Consider the following 15,173-nt stretch of genomic DNA (forward strand, 5'->3'; position numbering starts at 1 on the left):
CCCCGCTCACGCCGCCGGGTTGCGGGTGTTGCGGCCGAGGAAGGTGAACGCCTCGGGCAGTAGGCGCGCCGTGTCGGTGGAGGTCCCACCCGCGCCGGTGATCGCCTTGACCATGGTCGGCGCCTTTGCCTTGGCGGCGAACTCGGTGCCGCCGGTCTGGCCGGAGAGCAGGATCTGTACATCCGGGCGCGCGTCGAGCAGCTTGACCGGATCGTTGGCCGCCCTGGCCGCCGAATCGGTGCCCCACAGCGGGGACTTGAGCGTGGTCCGGCCGGACAACCCGACCGCGGCGGCGTAGTACTGCGGATACTGCAACGCGTACTTGACCGCGCACAGCCCGCCCGACCCGTCGCCGATCAGCGCCCACGACGCCCGATCCGCACTGGCCCGGTAGGTGGCCAGTACCGCCTCGCGCACGTCGTCGTTGTGGAAGGTGGCCATCTTCGGCTTGTTCGGGATGTCGCTGCACTCGGTGTCCTTGGCGGCCGACTGGTCGGCGTCCGCCTCCTGCTTCGAGTACGGCATCAACACGGGCGCCACCACGATGTACGGCGGGACCGTACCGGCCTCGATCGCCCCCGCAAGCTTGGGCAGGAACGACACCGAGTCGTCCACGAAGCTGTTCGTCCCGACGCCCGGCAGCGACGAATGGGTGACCAGGACCGGGTAGTTGCGGCCCTGGTTGGCGGGGGTGTCGTAGCCCGGCGGCAGCCAGACCCAGACATCGGCGGTGACCCCGGACTGCCGGCCGGCGAGGTTCATCCGGGTGAGCGTGCCACCGGACTTGGCGGCCACCTTGGTGAACTTCTGCGGCGCGGCCTTGGGTTGCCCGGACGTGACGACCGGCTCGACCGGCGGGGCGACCTTGGTGGCGGCGACGTTCTGCGCGTGATCGCCGGAAATCCCCTGGTACGCGAAGGTACCGCCGACCCCGGCGGCGACCACGGCGACGGCGAGCACGCCCACCCCGACCGGCGACCGCACCCCACGCCGCCGCCGCGCCGGCGCCGGATCGACCGCCGGGTCCGGCCGGCCCGGGACCGCGACGACGGGTACGACCGGCACCGACACCGCGGCCCGCAGCACGGGCGCCGGCTTCGACTCGGCGGCCGGCCCGGACGGTTCCGGTGTCGGCACCGACACCGGAGCTGCCGGTCGAGCCGCCGGCCGCTTCACCGGCCGCTCCGCCGCCCGCGGTTCGACCGGCGGCTCGACCCGCACCTCGACCGGCGGCTCCATCGATGGCAACTCGGCGGGCCGGGGCCCGGGTTCGGCCTTCGCGGCGGCGCGGGACTCCCGCGCCCGCAAGACGAGAACGACAACCGCCCCGAGGGTCACCGCGATCAGCAGACCTTTGAGCGTCCTGGTCACGGAACGCAACCCCGCACCGTCCTTCCGCACCTCACCAGCCACAATGTTCTTCGCGAACTCTCCCACCATGACGTCGAAGCAGGGCTCCCGGGTTCCGCGTCGAGGACACCTCCGCCCCAAGGAGTGAAGCGGCCCCACGAGCAGGCCATCACGAAGCGAACAGCCCAACCCCGTGGGCAGGCCGGGCGCGAACAGCCGCGCAACGCACGGCCCGACCCGACACCTCGTGCACGGCCCACCCGGGCGCGGAAGCGAACCTCACCCCGCCCGCAGCGTCAGCACCATCGCCTCGACCGCCAACAGCGGCGCCACGTTCGCGTCGATCGCGCGTCGGCAGGACAGGATCGCCTCGATGCGCCGCAGGGTGGCCTCCGGGGTGGAGGATCGGGCCACCGTGTCCAGGTCCGCGCGCAGCACGTCGTTGGCCAGCGGGACCGCGGCGCGCAGTTGCACGGCCAACACGTCCCGGTAGAACGCGGTCAGGTCGACCAACGCGCGGTCCAGGCAGTCCCGTTGGGTACGGGTGGCCCGCTTCTTCTGCTTGTTCTCCAGTTCCTTCATCACGCCGGCCGTGCCACTGGGCATCCGGCCCCCGCCGACCGCACCGAGCGCCGCTCGCAACTCCTCCGTCTCGCGGCCGTCCAGGTCCGCCGCGACCTGCTTGGCGTCGGCCGCCGCCGCGTCCACCAGGCGCTGCGCGGCGGCCATCGCCTGGCCGATGTCGCCCACCACCATCGGGATCCGCAACACGTCGGCGCGGCGCCCGCGCGCCTGTTCGTCCAGTGCCAGGCGGCGGGCGCTCTTGATGTCGCCGCCCGCCGCGGCCGCCGCGAACGCGGCCATCGTCGGGTCGATCCCGTCCCGCCGCATCAGCAGGTCGGCCACCGCGCCGGCGGGCGGTGTGCGCAGCGCCACATTGCGACAGCGCGAGCGGATCGTGGGCAGCGCGTCCTCGAGCGAGGGTGCGCACAACAACCACACGGTACGGTCGGCGGGTTCCTCGATGGCCTTGAGCAGTACGTTGCCCGCGCCCTCGGTGAGCCGGCCCGCGTCCTCCAGGATGATCACCTGCCAGCGCCCGCCCGCCGGCGTCATGGCCGCCCGACGGACCAGGTCCCGGGTCTCCTTGACGCCGATCGACAGCAGCTCGGTGGCCACCACGTCGACGTCGGCGTGCGTCCCGGTGAGCGCGGTATGGCAACCGTCGCAGTGCCCGCAACCCGGCTCGGCGCCCAGCGCCAGATCGGGACTGACGCACTGCAGCGCCGCCGCGAACGCGCGCGCGGCGGTCGCCGTGCCGACCCCCGGCGGGCCGGTGAACAACCACGCGTGGGTCATCCCGCCGACACCCTCGCCCGCGAGGACCGCCCGGGCGGCGCCGGCCGCGGTGCGCAACTGCTCGGCGACGCGGTCCTGCCCGACGAGGTCGTCCCAGACGGTCACGCGCTCTTGTCTCCTCGTTCCGGTGTGTCCCGGATACGACCGTACCGGGGTGACGTGACAATCGACGCCACGTCACCCCGGGCCCGGCTCCGCCCGGTCGGTCCCGGCCCGAGGTCGAGCGTCCGGCTCAGGACTTGTTGCGCCGCCAGCGCCGCTTCCGCTCCGGCTCGCCCGACCCGGTCGACCCGTCCGACTCCGCGCCCGCCTCGGTCTCCGGCTCCGCGTCCGGCGCACCCGTCCACGGACCGAGCAGATCGTCGGCCAACGATTGATCGGCGGGCGGCGAGACGACCGGCAGTGCGTGCGTCTCGTCCAACGTGAGCTTCGGGATCTCCCGGGTGTCCTCGGCGGCCTCGCGCAGTCGGATCTGCTGCAGCTCGGTGGTGTCCGCGTCGTCCGCGGCCGGCTTCGGGATGCCGTGTACGGGCGTGTCCGCCAACGACGGATCCGGCCGCCGGATCCCGTGTACGGGCGTTTCGAGCAGATCGGGGTCCGCCGCCGGCCCCGCCTCGGCCGCGAGTGCCGCGACATCCTGGGCGGCCCGCGCCTGCGCGGACGCGGCGGCCTCGGACGCCCTCGACGTCTCCCGCTCGGCCCGGCGCCGATCCGACTCGGCCCGGCGCAGCGCGTCCTCCGCCCGACGGCGTTCCTCGGCGTGCCGGCGCTCGTCGGCGGCCCGGATCGCCTCCTCGGCGCGCATCCGCTCGACCTCGCGGGCCGCCTCGGCCTGCAACCGGTCGCGCTCCTCCTCGGCCACCCGCTGCCGCTCCAGGGCGGCCTCGCGCTCCTCCTCGGCGCTGACCCGAGCCTGCTCGGCCTGCAGCGCGGACGCCTCCTCGAGTCGGCGACGCTGCTCGTCCCGGCGCTCGGCCTCCTCCTCGGCGCGCAACTTGGCCTCCTCGGCCCGGGCCCGGGCCTCCTCCGCGGCCCGCTGCTGCTCCACCGCCCGGCGCTCGGCCTCCAGGGCCAGCCGGCGGCGCTCCGCCTCGGCGTGCAGCCGGGCCTCCTCGGCCGCCTCGGCCGCGGTCCGGGCCCGCTCGTCGGCCTCGGCGGCGACCCGCCGGGCCTCCTCCTCGGCGAAGCGCTGCTCCTCCTCGGCCAGTCGGGCCGACTCCTCCTCCAGGCGGGCCTGCTCGGCCTGGCGCTGGCGCTCCTCGCTCTCCGCCCGCAGCCGGGCGATCAGCGCGGCCTTCTCCGCGTCCCGGGCGGCCTGTTCGGCCTTGCGCCGGGCGTCCTCCTCGCGCATCCGCTTGGCCAGCTCGAGCGCCTGTCGCTTCTCCTGCTCGGACAGCGGCAGTTCGCGGTCGAGCCGGTGCCGGATCGGCGTGGTGACCGCGTCCGGCTCCTGGTCGGCGTCCACCACCAGGTAGCGGTCGGGGTCGTGCGCGGCCAGGTCCAGGAACGCGTGCCGGACCCGCAGGTGGAAGTCGCGCGGCTCGGATTCGAGCCGGTCCGGCGCCTCGGTGAAGCGGCCGTGTCCCACCGCCGGGTCCAGGTCGAGCAGGATGGTCAGGTCGGGCAGCAGCCCGTCGGTGGCCCAGCGCGAGACCCGGCCGATCTCGCGCGCGCCGAGGCCGCGCCCGGCACCCTGGTAGGCGATCGAGGAGTCGATGTAGCGGTCGCTGATCACGATCGCGCCGCGCCGCAGCGCGGGCAGGATCACCGTCTGCACGTGCTCGGCCCGGTCCGCCGCGTACAGCAGCGCCTCGGTGCGCGGATCCACCGGATCCCCGTCCAGGTCGAGCAACATCGCCCGCAGCCGCTTGCCGACCTCGGTCGCGCCGGGCTCGCGGGTGACCACGACCTCGTGGCCCTTGGCCCGGATCCAGGCCGCGATGGCCTTCGCCTGGGTCGACTTGCCCGCGCCCTCGCCGCCCTCCAGGGCGATGAAGAAGCCGGTCGCACCGGCCGGTCGGCCGGTGATGTGGTCCTCGTTGCGGGTGGCCGCGACCAGGTCCCGCAGCACCGGCACGCCACGCCGGTCGTCCACGCTCAGCAGCGCGATCCAGCCCAGGATCAGCACGAGGACACCGGTGCCGGCCAGCACCAGGGCGGCCCCGCTGTAGGTGAAGGTGAACCGGTCCGCGACCACCCACGTGCGCTCGCCCGCGAAGCCCGCGCCGATCGGCCCGGCGACCAGCGCCACGAACAGCGCGACCCGCACGATCAGTTGCGCGAACGCGAAGGCCCGGGCCCGCAGGTCCTCACCGAAGTCGAGCCCGTACATGGTGTATCCGGTGACCCACGCGACGCCCGCGAACACCCCGAGTACGGCGGCCAGCACCGCGGCCATCACCACGTTGGCGACCGCGCCCAGGATCAGCAGAGTCAGCCCGGCGAGCATCACGGCCATGCCGTAGAGCCGCCGCCGGCTGAACGCGGGCACCACCCGCGGCCCCCACAACATGCCCGCGCTGACACCCGCGATCAGCATCAGGAACACCGTGCCGTACGCCGCATTGCCCGCGGCGAGCCCGGCCACCAACAGCGGTGCGCCGGCCACCAGCGCGCCGCCGGCCAGGAACAGCGCGACCATGCCGACGATCAGCCCGCGCGCGGTACGGCCGTGGCCGAACACCTTGCGCCCGTCGGCGAGCACCTTGAACGGGTTGGGCCGCCGGGTGCTGACCGAGCGCCCGCGCGTGGGCATCCGGATCCAGAAGGCGAAGACCGCGGCGAGCACGAACACCGCGCCCGCGGTGTAGCAGGCCAGGTTCGAGGGGTGCTCGGCGAACATCGACACGTCGTGCGAGAACGCGGTGCCGATCAGCGCGCCGAGGATGAACAACAACGCCGCCGCCGGGGCCGCGCCGTAGGAGGTCACCAGGTTGAACTGGTTCGCGGTGCCGAGCCGTTGCCGGGGCACCAGGTTGGGCACCGTGGCATCACGGGCGGGTCCGGCGAGCGCGCCGACCACGCCGACCACCGCGGTGGCGCCCCAGATCCACCACATCCGGTCCACGAACGGCACCGACACCAGCACCGCGGCCCGGATCACGTCGCACGTCACCAGCGTCCAGCGCCGGTCGAGGTGGTCCACGATCGCGCCCGCCACCGAGGCGACCAGCGCGGCCGGCAACATCCGCAGCGCGAACACCACCGCGACCGCCGTGGCGTGCTTGCGATAGTCGCCGTCGGCCGTCCACAGCGCGGCCGAGGTCAGCGCGAGCAGCGCGAGCCAATCGCCCAGCGCCGATGCCGCGACCGCGAACCAGAAGCGGCGGAAGGGGCGGATGCTCAGCACGCCCCCGATGCCCTCTGTCGGCTCGACCTGACGGGGCGGTATCGCCGAATCCGGCGCTTGCTGCTCCGCGTGCGTCATACGGAGAACCCTAACGTCGTCACCTGACGGGAAACGGCAACCTCGACCGATCCCCCGTGCTCCGGCGGCGGACCGTAGCACAGGGCCCGAGGTCGTCGCCGGAACCGACCGAGGCGGCGCCGGATCCCGCCGGCGCCGCCCGATCGAAACGTGCCGAGATATCCCTACCTCGACCCTATTTCGCCATCCAGTCCTGCCGCCTACGCCTTGTCGGCCGCGTTCTTCGCGCCGGCACTCGCCGTCGCCTTCGCCGCGGCGGACTTGGTGGTCTTGCCGTCGGCCGTCGTCTTCTTGGCGGCCGTCTTCTTCGCGGCGGTCTTCGTCGCCGTCGCCTTCTTCGCCGGGGCCTTCTTGGCCGCCGCCTTCTTGACCGTCTTCTTCGCCGGGCCCTTGGCCCGCTTGTCCGCGAGCAGTTCGTAGCCGCGCTCGGGGGTGATCGTCTCCACCGAGTCGTCCGCGCGCAGCGTCGCGTTGGTCTCGCCGTCGGTCACATACGGGCCGAACCGCCCGTCCTTGACGGTGACCGCCTTGCCGCTGACCGGGTCGGTGCCCAGTTCCTTCAGCGGCGGCTTGGCCGCGGCCCGACCGCGCGCCTTGGGCTGGGCGTAGATCGCCAGCGCCTCGTCCAGGGTCACCGTGAACAGCTGGTCCTCGGTCTCCAGGGAGCGCGAGTCGGTGTCCATCTTGAGGTAGGGGCCGTAGCGGCCGTTCTGCGCGGTGATCTCGGTCCCGGTCTCCGGGTGCTTGCCCACCACGCGCGGCAGGGTGAACAGCTTGAGCGCGTCGTCGAGGGTGACCGTGTCCAGGGACATCGACTTGAACAACGACGCGGTCCGCGGCTTGGGGCCGTTCTTGGCGGCGGCCTTCTTCGCGGTCTTCTTGGCCGGCTTGGCGGCCCCGTCGGCGGCGGCGGGTGCGGCCGGCGCGGCGGGGGCCTCGGGCTCGGGCAGCACCTCGGTCACATACGGGCCGTAGCGGCCGTCCTTGGCCACGATCAGGTGACCGCTGACCGGGTCCACACCCAGCTCGTGGTCGCCGCTGGGCTTGTCGAGCAGTTCCTCGGCCTTGGCCACGGTCAGCTCGTCCGGCGGCAGGTCGTCGGGCACGTCGGCACGCCGGTCGCCGCGCTCGACGTAGGGGCCGTAGCGGCCCACCCGCAGCACGATGCCCTCACCCACGGGGAACGAGTTGACCTCGCGGGCGTCGATCGAGCTGAGGTCGGTGACCAGGGCCTTGAGCCCGCCGAGGTGGTCGTCGTCGGGCCGGCTGTCGTCACCGAAGTAGAACCTGCGCAGCCACGGCACGGCCGCGGTCTCGCCGCGCGCGATCCGGTCGAGGTCGTCCTCCATCTTCGCGGTGAAGTCGTAGTCGACCAGCGTGGCGAAGTGCCGCTCCAGCAGCCCGACCACGGCGAAGGCGAGGAACGAGGGCACCAGTGCGGTGCCCTTCTTGAACGTGTAGCCGCGGTCCAGGATGGTGCCGACGATGGACGCGAACGTGGACGGGCGGCCGATCTCCCGGTCCTCCAGCTCCTTGATCAGCGACGCCTCGGTGTAGCGGGCCGGCGGCTTGGTCGCGTGGCCCTCCGGGGTGAGCTGATCGGCGCTGAGCGCGTCCCCCTCGGTGACCATCGGCAGCCGGCGCTCGCGGTCGTCCAGCTCCGCGTCCGGGTCGTCCGAACCCTCCACGTAGGCCTTGAGGAAGCCGTGGAAGGTGATGATCTTGCCGCTCGCGGTGAACTCCGCGTCCCGCCCGGGCAGATCCGCGCCCTGGGCCACACCGCCGATGCGCACGGTGACCGACTGGCCGACCGCGTCCTTCATCTGCGACGCGACGGTACGCATCCAGATCAGCTCGTAGAGCCGGAACTCGTCGCCGGAGAGCCCGGTCTCGGCCGGCGTGCGGAAGCGGTCGCCCGAGGGACGGATCGCCTCGTGCGCCTCCTGCGCGTTCTTGACCTTGCCGGCGTACACGCGCGGCGCGTCCGGTACGTACTCGGCGCCGTACAGCTCGCGCACCTGCGCCCGGGCGGCCGTGACGGCCGTCTCGGACAGCGTGGTGGAGTCCGTACGCATATAGGTGATATGGCCGTTCTCGTACAACTTCTGCGCGATCTGCATGGTGCGCTTGGCGCCGTAGCCGAGCTTGCGCGAGGCCTCCTGCTGGAGGGTGGTGGTGCGGAACGGCGCGTACGGGGAGCGGCGGTAGGGCTTGCGCTCGACGGCGCGCACCGAGAACGACGCGGATTCCAGCGCGGCGCTCAGCGCCCGGGCGCCGGTCTCGTCCAGTTGGAGCACGCCGGCGTTCTTGAGCTTGCCGTCCGGGCCGAAGTCGCGGCCCGAGGCGACCCGCTTGCCGTCGAGCGAGGCCAGGCGCGCATTCATGGTGCTCGGGTCGGACGGGTCGCCGGGGCGACCGGTGCCGAACACGCCGAGCAGGTCCCAGTAGGACGCCGAGGTGAACGCGCGGCGCTCGCGCTCGCGCTCGACCACCAGGCGGGTGGCCACCGACTGCACGCGACCGGCCGAAAGCCGCGGGCCGACCTTCTTCCACAGGACGGGCGAGACCTCGTAGCCGTAGAGGCGGTCCAGGATGCGGCGGGTCTCCTGCGCGTCGACCAGCCGCTGGTTGAGCTCGCGCGGGTTGTCCACCGCGGTGCGGATCGCGTCCCGGGTGATCTCGTGGAAGACCATCCGGTGCACCGGCACCTTGGGCCGCAGCACCTCGAGCAGGTGCCACGCGATGGCCTCGCCCTCGCGGTCCTCGTCGGTCGCGAGGAAGAGTTCGTCGGCGTCCTTGAGGAGCTTCTTGAGCTTGGCGACCTGGGACTTCTTGTCCGCGTTGACCACGTAGATCGGCTGGAAGTCGGCATCGACGTCGACCCCGAGCCGGGCCCACGGCTTGCCCGCGTACTCGGCCGGCACCTCGGCGGCGCCGTTGGGCAGGTCGCGGATGTGTCCCACGCTCGCCTCGACCACGTAACCGGGGCCGAGATAGCCCTTGATCGTTTTCGCCTTGGCCGGGGACTCGACAATGACGAGTCTCAGGCCGTCGCGCGCGGTCTCGCTGCTCGGGGACACCTTCGCTTCTCTCTCCATCGTCGTCGGCAGCGACCGTGCCCAGCCGGGCAAGGTCGTACTCGGGATACGTATTCACATTGCGGTGGACGTGTGGCGGAGTGTGACCGGGGGTCGACCCCCTGTGTCAAACCGGTACTGCTCGGCTTGCGTCACGGAGTCGTCCCGGTGCGGCTGTCCGTCCGGACCGTCCCCCCGGATCCGGCGATTACTCCGACGGCCGGGTCCCACGCCCCTCGAACGGTAACGCGCGCATCGCGGTTCCCGCCTCCCGACCCCGTCGGTTCGGGGTCGAGCGGGAAGCCGCGCCGCCTCCATACAACACAATTTCTTGGCAACGGCAAGGAGCATCCGGTGGGGACAACACCTGCGACTGTACAGGCGTGCCGCCCCGGATACAGGGTGCACCGGGCCAAGCCGGGCTCAGCCGGCGCTGTCCGACGCCGCCGAGGAGTCCGCCCCGACCTCGGGGAACAGCAGGAATCCGGCGGCCGCCAAACCGCGCAGTTCGGCGGGTACGGCATCGCGCAGCTCGGCCGGATCCTCGTCGATCAGCTCGGCGATCGCGTCCACGATCACGCCGGCCGAAAGCCGCCCGTCGCTGGCCCCGACCAGGGCCGCGCCGACCGTGTCCACCCGTTCCGCCCGGCACATCCCGCGCCGCTGCCGCAGGACGACCGCCTCGGGATCCTCCGCGCCGGGCGCGCCGGTCTGCTCCTGGACCACGTCGTCCGCGAGCCGGAAGGCGACCTCGAGGAGCGCGTCGTCGTCCGTCCGGGCCAGCCGGTCCTGCCGGCCGAACCAGGCGTGCACCTCCGAGCCGAGCGGTTGTTCGATCGCATGCGGCCAGTCCTCGACGCGCACCGTCGGCGTGTCGTGGCCGGCCGCGCGCAGCGTGATCCAGCCGAAGCCGATCCCCTCCACGCCGTCCCGCTCGAACGCGGCCAACCACGCGTCGTAGCGCTCGGCGTAGGCCGCGCCGTGGTGGTCGCCCGAGTCGCGCAGCCACAGCTCGGCGTACTGCGCCGGGTCCTGCACGTCGCGCTGCACCACCCAGGCGTCGCACCCGGTCGGCGCCAGCCACGCGGCCAGCCGCTCCTGCCAGTCCTGCCCCCGCAGGTGCTGCCAGTTGGCCAGCAGCTGGCAGTAGCCGCCCTCGTTGAGGAAGCGCGGCGCCTGCGCCACAAGCAGCCGGCACACCTCGTCGCCGGGCAGCCCCGCGTCGCGATAGGTGTACCGCTCGCCCACCGGGGTGATCACGAACGGCGGGTTGGACACGATCAGGTCGAACCGCTCGCCCTCGACCGGCTCGAACAGGCTGCCCTCGGCCAGGCCGACGTTGCCCACCCCGGACAACGCCATGGTCAGCCGGGTCAGGTCGAGCGCCCGCTTGTTGACGTCGGTGGCCAGCACCGAGTCGGCGTGTCGCGACGCGTGCAGCGCCTGTACGCCGCACCCGGTGCCCAGGTCGAGGGCTCGGCCGACCGGCTCGCGCACGGTGATCCCGGCCAGCGTGGTGGAGGCCCCGCCGATGCCGAGCACATGGTCCGCGCGGACCGGCCCGTTGACCCCGCCGATGCCCGCCCCCAGGTCGGAGACCACCCACCAGTCGGTGTCCGCCTCGCCGTAGGGCCGGATGTCCACCAGCGGCCGCACCGACTCGCCGTCCCGCGCCAACAGCCCGCCCGCCAGCGCCTCGGCCAGCGGCAGCGCACGGCGCACGTGCGCCTCGGGGGCGGCGCTCTGCAGCAGGAACAGCCGGATCAGCACCGCGAGCGGGCTCGCCGGATCGGCCCGCAGGGCACGCAGCGCGGGCACGGTCTCACCGCGCGACAGCGCCCCGTACGCCTGCCGGCCGAGCAGGTCGAGGCAGCCGTCGACGGTGTAGCCGGCCGCGATCAGGGCCTCGCGGAGTCGGGCCACCTGGGAGGAGTCGTTCATGGTCACGCGCACCATCCTGCCCGGTGCGCGGCCCCGCGCGGGTCAGCCGGCCGCCGGCGGCGCGCTCGAAGTCGCCGGTTGCGACGACTGCGCGCCGGCGCTCGGCGGCGGGCTGCCGGGCGCGGTGGAGCCGGACGGGGCGGGCGCGCTCGGCGACCCGGATCCGCTCGGCGCGGGGTTCGCGGAGGTGCTCGGCGCGCCGCCCGTGGCCGGTGCGGAGGTCGCCGGTGCGGCGGTGGGCACCGGGTCCGCCTTGCCCGCCGCGCAGCCCGGCACCGCGGCCAGCGCCTTGCCCGCCTCGCCGCGGTGCAGCTTGGCCAGGGCCGTGTGCGAGGACGTGCGCAGCGCGTCGATCTCCGGGTTCAGCGAGCGCAGCCCGTCGGCGAATACGTTCTGCTGCTCGGTGGCCAGGCCCGCCACCTTCGTCTGGATCCCGGCCCAGCCCTTGGCCGTGTCGCGCAGTTCCGCGACCACGGACATGCGCAGCGTGGCGCCGTCCGGCACCGCGGGTATCGACGCCCGGTCGATCGCGTCGGCGAGCGCGTTGTCCGCGTCGGCGAGCCGGGAGATGTCCAGGGCCAGCCGGGTGCGCAGCGTCGCGGGCTGCTCGTTGGGGATCACCTTGGCCACGTCGACAAGCGCCGCGCGGGCCTCGTCGATCCGGGCCGTCACGTCCGCCGCGCAGACCTTCGCGGCCCACGCCTTGAGGTCGGCCTGCTTCTTCTTGTCCGCATCGCTCTTGCCGTCGCCACCGCCGCACGCGGTCAGGGCCGCGGCCAGGACCAGTGCGCAGATCGCCGGGAACTTCCTCGACACGCTTTTCCACCTTCGCTCGGAGCCGGACGCAGACTCGCACAACGCGAAGGTGTCCGGTCAACCGCGCGGCACGGGCGCGGTACCGGTTTCGCCGGTTCCGCGCCCGTACGTACCCCGGTTCGAGGTCAGGCCGCCGCCTTGGTCGGCTGCTCCTCGTGGTCGCCCTCGTCCTCGCCGACGACCACCGACTTGCGCTTGCTGTACCAGACCGCGCCCACGATCACCACGACCGAGAAGGCCGCCGCGAGCGCTCGGACCGCGCCGTTCTCGTCCGCGCCGATGCTCAGCTTGACCACGGCCGGCGCGATCAGCAGGGACACCAGGTTCATCACCTTGAGCAGCGGGTTGATCGCCGGTCCCGCGGTGTCCTTGAACGGGTCGCCGACCGTGTCGCCGATGATGGTGGCCTCGTGCGCGGCGGAGCCCTTGCCGCCGTAACTGCCGTCCTCGACCATCTTCTTGGCGTTGTCCCAGGCGCCGCCGGAGTTGGCCAGGAAGACCGCCATCAGCGTGCCGGTGCCGATCGCGCCGGCCAGGAACGCAGCCAGCGGACCGATGCCCAGGGTGAAGCCGACCGCGATCGGGGCCATCACCGCGAGCAGTCCGGGAGTGGCCAGCTCGCGCAGCGAGTCGCGGGTGCAGATGTCCACCACCCGGCCGTATTCGGGCAGTTCGGTGCCGTCCATGATCCCGGGTCGGGTCCGGAACTGGTTGCGCACCTCGAACACCACCGCGCCCGCCGCCCGGGAGACCGCGTTGATCGCCAGGCCGCTGAACAGGAACACCACGGCGGCGCCCAGGATCAGCCCGACCAGGTTGTTCGGCTGGGTGATGTCGGTGGAGAAGGCGAAGGAGGTGAGCTTGGAGACGTCCGCGAGGCCGCCCGCCTCGTCCTCGGCGGTGCGTACCGCGTCCCGGTAGGACCCGTACAGCGCGGTCGCCGCGAGCACCGCGGTGGCGATCGCGATGCCCTTGGTGATCGCCTTGGTGGTGTTGCCGACCGCGTCCAATTCGGTCAGCACCCGGGCGCCCTCGCCCTCCACGTCGCCGGACATCTCGGCGATGCCCTGCGCGTTGTCGGAGACCGGCCCGAAGGTGTCCATGGCCACGATCACCCCGACCGTGGTCAACAGGCCGGTGCCCGCGAGGGCGACCGCGAACAGCGCGAGCATGATGATCCCGGCGCCGAGCAGGTACGCGCCGAGCACCGCCACCGAGATCAGCACCGCCGCGTAGACCGCGGACTCCAGGCCGAGCGCGATGCCGGAGAGGATCACCGTGGCCGGACCGGTCAGCGAGGTCTTGGTGACATCGCGCACCGGTCGCCGGCTGGTCTCGGTGAAGTAGCCGGTCAGCTGTTGGATGACCGCCGCGAGCACGATCCCGATCAGCACCGCCACCAGCGCGAACACGCGCGGGTCGGCGTCGTGGTTGAGGATCTCCTGGTCGCTCAGCCCGTCCAGGTCCGAGAACTTGCTCGGCAGGTACAGGAACGCGGCACCCGCGACCAGGACGAGCGAGATGACCGCCGAGACGAAGAAGCCCCGGTTGATCGCGCTCATCCCGCTGCGGTCGCCGGGCCTGGGGGCCACCGTGTAGATGCCCACCACGGCGGTCAGCACCCCGATCGCGGGCACGATCAGCGGGAAGACCAGGCCCGCGTCGCCGAACGCCGCCTTGCCCAGGATCAGCGCGGCGACCAGGGTGACCGCGTAGGACTCGAACAGGTCCGCGGCCATGCCCGCGCAGTCGCCCACGTTGTCCCCGACGTTGTCGGCGATCGTCGCGGCGTTGCGCGGGTCGTCCTCGGGGATGCCCTGTTCGACCTTGCCGACCAGGTCGGCGCCGACATCGGCGGCCTTGGTGAAGATGCCGCCGCCCACGCGCATGAACATCGCGAGCAGCGCGGCGCCGAAGCCGAAGCCCTCGAGCACCTTGGGCGCGTTCTCCCGGTAGAGGATCACCACGAGCGCGGCGCCGAACAGGCCGAGGCCGACGGTGAACATGCCCGCGACGCCGCCGGTGCGAAAGGCGATCCGCATCGCGGTGTCCCGGCCGGCCACACCGGCCCGGGCCGCGGCGGCCACCCGCACGTTGCTGCGTACCGCCAGCCACATCCCGACGTAGCCGGTGACGGCCGAGAAGACCGCGCCGACCAGGAAGAACAGTGAACGACCGAGCCGCTGGTTCCAGTCGTCCGCGGGCAACAGCATGAGCAGGAAGAAGACGCCCACGGCGAACACCGCGAGCGTGCGGAACTGACGGGCGAGATAGGCCGCCGCGCCCTCTTGGATCGCACCGGCGATCCGGCGCATGGATTCGGTGCCCTCGTCGGCCGCGAGCACTTGACGCACGAGTCCGGCCGCGACGCCCAGGGCGCCGAGGGCGATCACCGCGACGATCACGACGTAGGTGAGGTTGCCGCCGGACACGGAGACGTCGGCGGCGAGGGTGAGTTCGGAGGGGTGGATCCCGGACATTCGTCCTCCTTGGCTAGGAGCACTTTCAGATCGGGACTTCTCAATGCGAAAGGAGTGTATGCAAGTGATCATGATCAGACCATGGGAATCGCCATGATCAGATCAAATTACCGATGAAATCCGGGCGTGATTCCCAAAATTGGCGCATCGATCCGGAATCAGGTTTTACGGCCCGGAAATCGGGATACACGGAAACGCCGAAATCGCCCCCGGGCATCCCGGGGGCGATCAGGTGGAGCGGGTGGGGGGCTCGGTCAGCCCACGGTCTCGGCGGATTTCGCGCCGGAGGGCCACGACATGCGGATCACGCCGCCCTCGGCGCCGGCCCGCACGTCGAGATCGTCGACCAGGCCGAGGATCACGGCCAGGCCCATCTCGTTCTCGATGAGTTCGAGGCCGGCCCCGTTGCCGGAGAGGTCGGGCATCAGCCCGGCCCCCTCCGCGAGACCCGCCTCGGTCAACGCCGGCTGTGGGACGCCGTCGTTGACCTCGATACAGAAGCGGCCGTTGCCGTCGTCCAGGGTGACCGTGACCGGGCGGTCGTCGTCCGCCCGGTCCTGATGCATCCCGACGGCACGGGAACACGCCTCGCCGACGGCGAGTCGCACCTCGTCGAGCACCGTCTCAGCAACCCCCGCGCGCCGCGCCACGGCGGCGGCGACGAGCCGCGCCGTGCGGACGTGTTCGGGCAGCGCGCTGAAGCGCAGCTCGACGATGGCCATG

General features: G+C 72.5%; 8 protein-coding genes. All 8 read right to left on the reverse strand.

All coding sequences use genetic code 11. From position 1 onward, the window contains the following. Positions 1 to 6: 6 nt before the first annotated feature. Positions 7 to 1,371: an alpha/beta hydrolase-fold protein gene (locus ABIA38_RS37840; protein ID WP_424643516.1), complete on the reverse strand. Its 1,365-nt coding sequence runs from the start codon at positions 1,369 to 1,371 to the stop codon at positions 7 to 9. Between the two features lie 258 nt (positions 1,372 to 1,629). After that, positions 1,630 to 2,814 (reverse strand): DNA polymerase III subunit delta', encoded by a 1,185-nt coding sequence (locus tag ABIA38_RS37845; RefSeq protein ID WP_424643517.1) that lies wholly within the window; start codon positions 2,812 to 2,814, stop codon positions 1,630 to 1,632. Positions 2,815 to 2,941: 127 nt separating this feature from the next. Beyond that, positions 2,942 to 6,136 carry a dTMP kinase gene (tmk, locus tag ABIA38_RS37850; protein ID WP_424643518.1) on the reverse strand — a complete coding sequence of 1,065 codons (3,195 nt, stop codon included), beginning with the start codon at positions 6,134 to 6,136 and terminating at the stop codon, positions 2,942 to 2,944. A 200-nt stretch (positions 6,137 to 6,336) separates the two neighbouring features. Next, positions 6,337 to 9,216 (reverse strand): type I DNA topoisomerase, encoded by a 2,880-nt coding sequence (gene topA / locus ABIA38_RS37855; RefSeq protein WP_424643519.1) that lies wholly within the window; start codon positions 9,214 to 9,216, stop codon positions 6,337 to 6,339. Between the two features lie 420 nt (positions 9,217 to 9,636). Next, positions 9,637 to 11,169, reverse strand: coding sequence for a DUF7059 domain-containing protein (locus ABIA38_RS37860; protein ID WP_424643520.1), 1,533 nt, complete (start codon positions 11,167 to 11,169; stop codon positions 9,637 to 9,639). Between the two features lie 27 nt (positions 11,170 to 11,196). After that, the gene (locus tag ABIA38_RS37865) at positions 11,197 to 11,970 is read right to left on the reverse strand and encodes a hypothetical protein (RefSeq protein WP_424643521.1); all 774 of its coding nucleotides are present in this window, start codon (positions 11,968 to 11,970) and stop codon (positions 11,197 to 11,199) included. Between the two features lie 125 nt (positions 11,971 to 12,095). Then, positions 12,096 to 14,450, reverse strand: coding sequence for a sodium-translocating pyrophosphatase (locus ABIA38_RS37870; protein WP_424643522.1), 2,355 nt, complete (start codon positions 14,448 to 14,450; stop codon positions 12,096 to 12,098). Between the two features lie 254 nt (positions 14,451 to 14,704). Continuing rightward, positions 14,705 to 15,172 (reverse strand): ATP-binding protein, encoded by a 468-nt coding sequence (locus ABIA38_RS37875; protein ID WP_424643523.1) that lies wholly within the window; start codon positions 15,170 to 15,172, stop codon positions 14,705 to 14,707. Position 15,173 lies beyond the last annotated feature (1 nt).

This window comes from Embleya sp. AB8 (genome assembly GCF_049739465.1).
Classification (GTDB): Bacteria; Actinomycetota; Actinomycetes; order Streptomycetales; family Streptomycetaceae; genus Embleya.

What these genes read in the sequence shown, in the direction of transcription:
- tmk (WP_424643518.1), bottom strand. Translation starts at nt 6,136, where the DNA reads ATGACGCACGCGGAGCAGCAAGCGCCGGATTCGGCGATACCGCCCCGT.
- ABIA38_RS37875 (WP_424643523.1), bottom strand. Translation starts at nt 15,172, where the DNA reads ATGGCCATCGTCGAGCTGCGCTTCAGCGCGCTGCCCGAACACGTCCGC.
- ABIA38_RS37860 (WP_424643520.1), bottom strand. Translation starts at nt 11,169, where the DNA reads ATGGTGCGCGTGACCATGAACGACTCCTCCCAGGTGGCCCGACTCCGC.
- ABIA38_RS37870 (WP_424643522.1), bottom strand. Translation starts at nt 14,450, where the DNA reads ATGTCCGGGATCCACCCCTCCGAACTCACCCTCGCCGCCGACGTCTCC.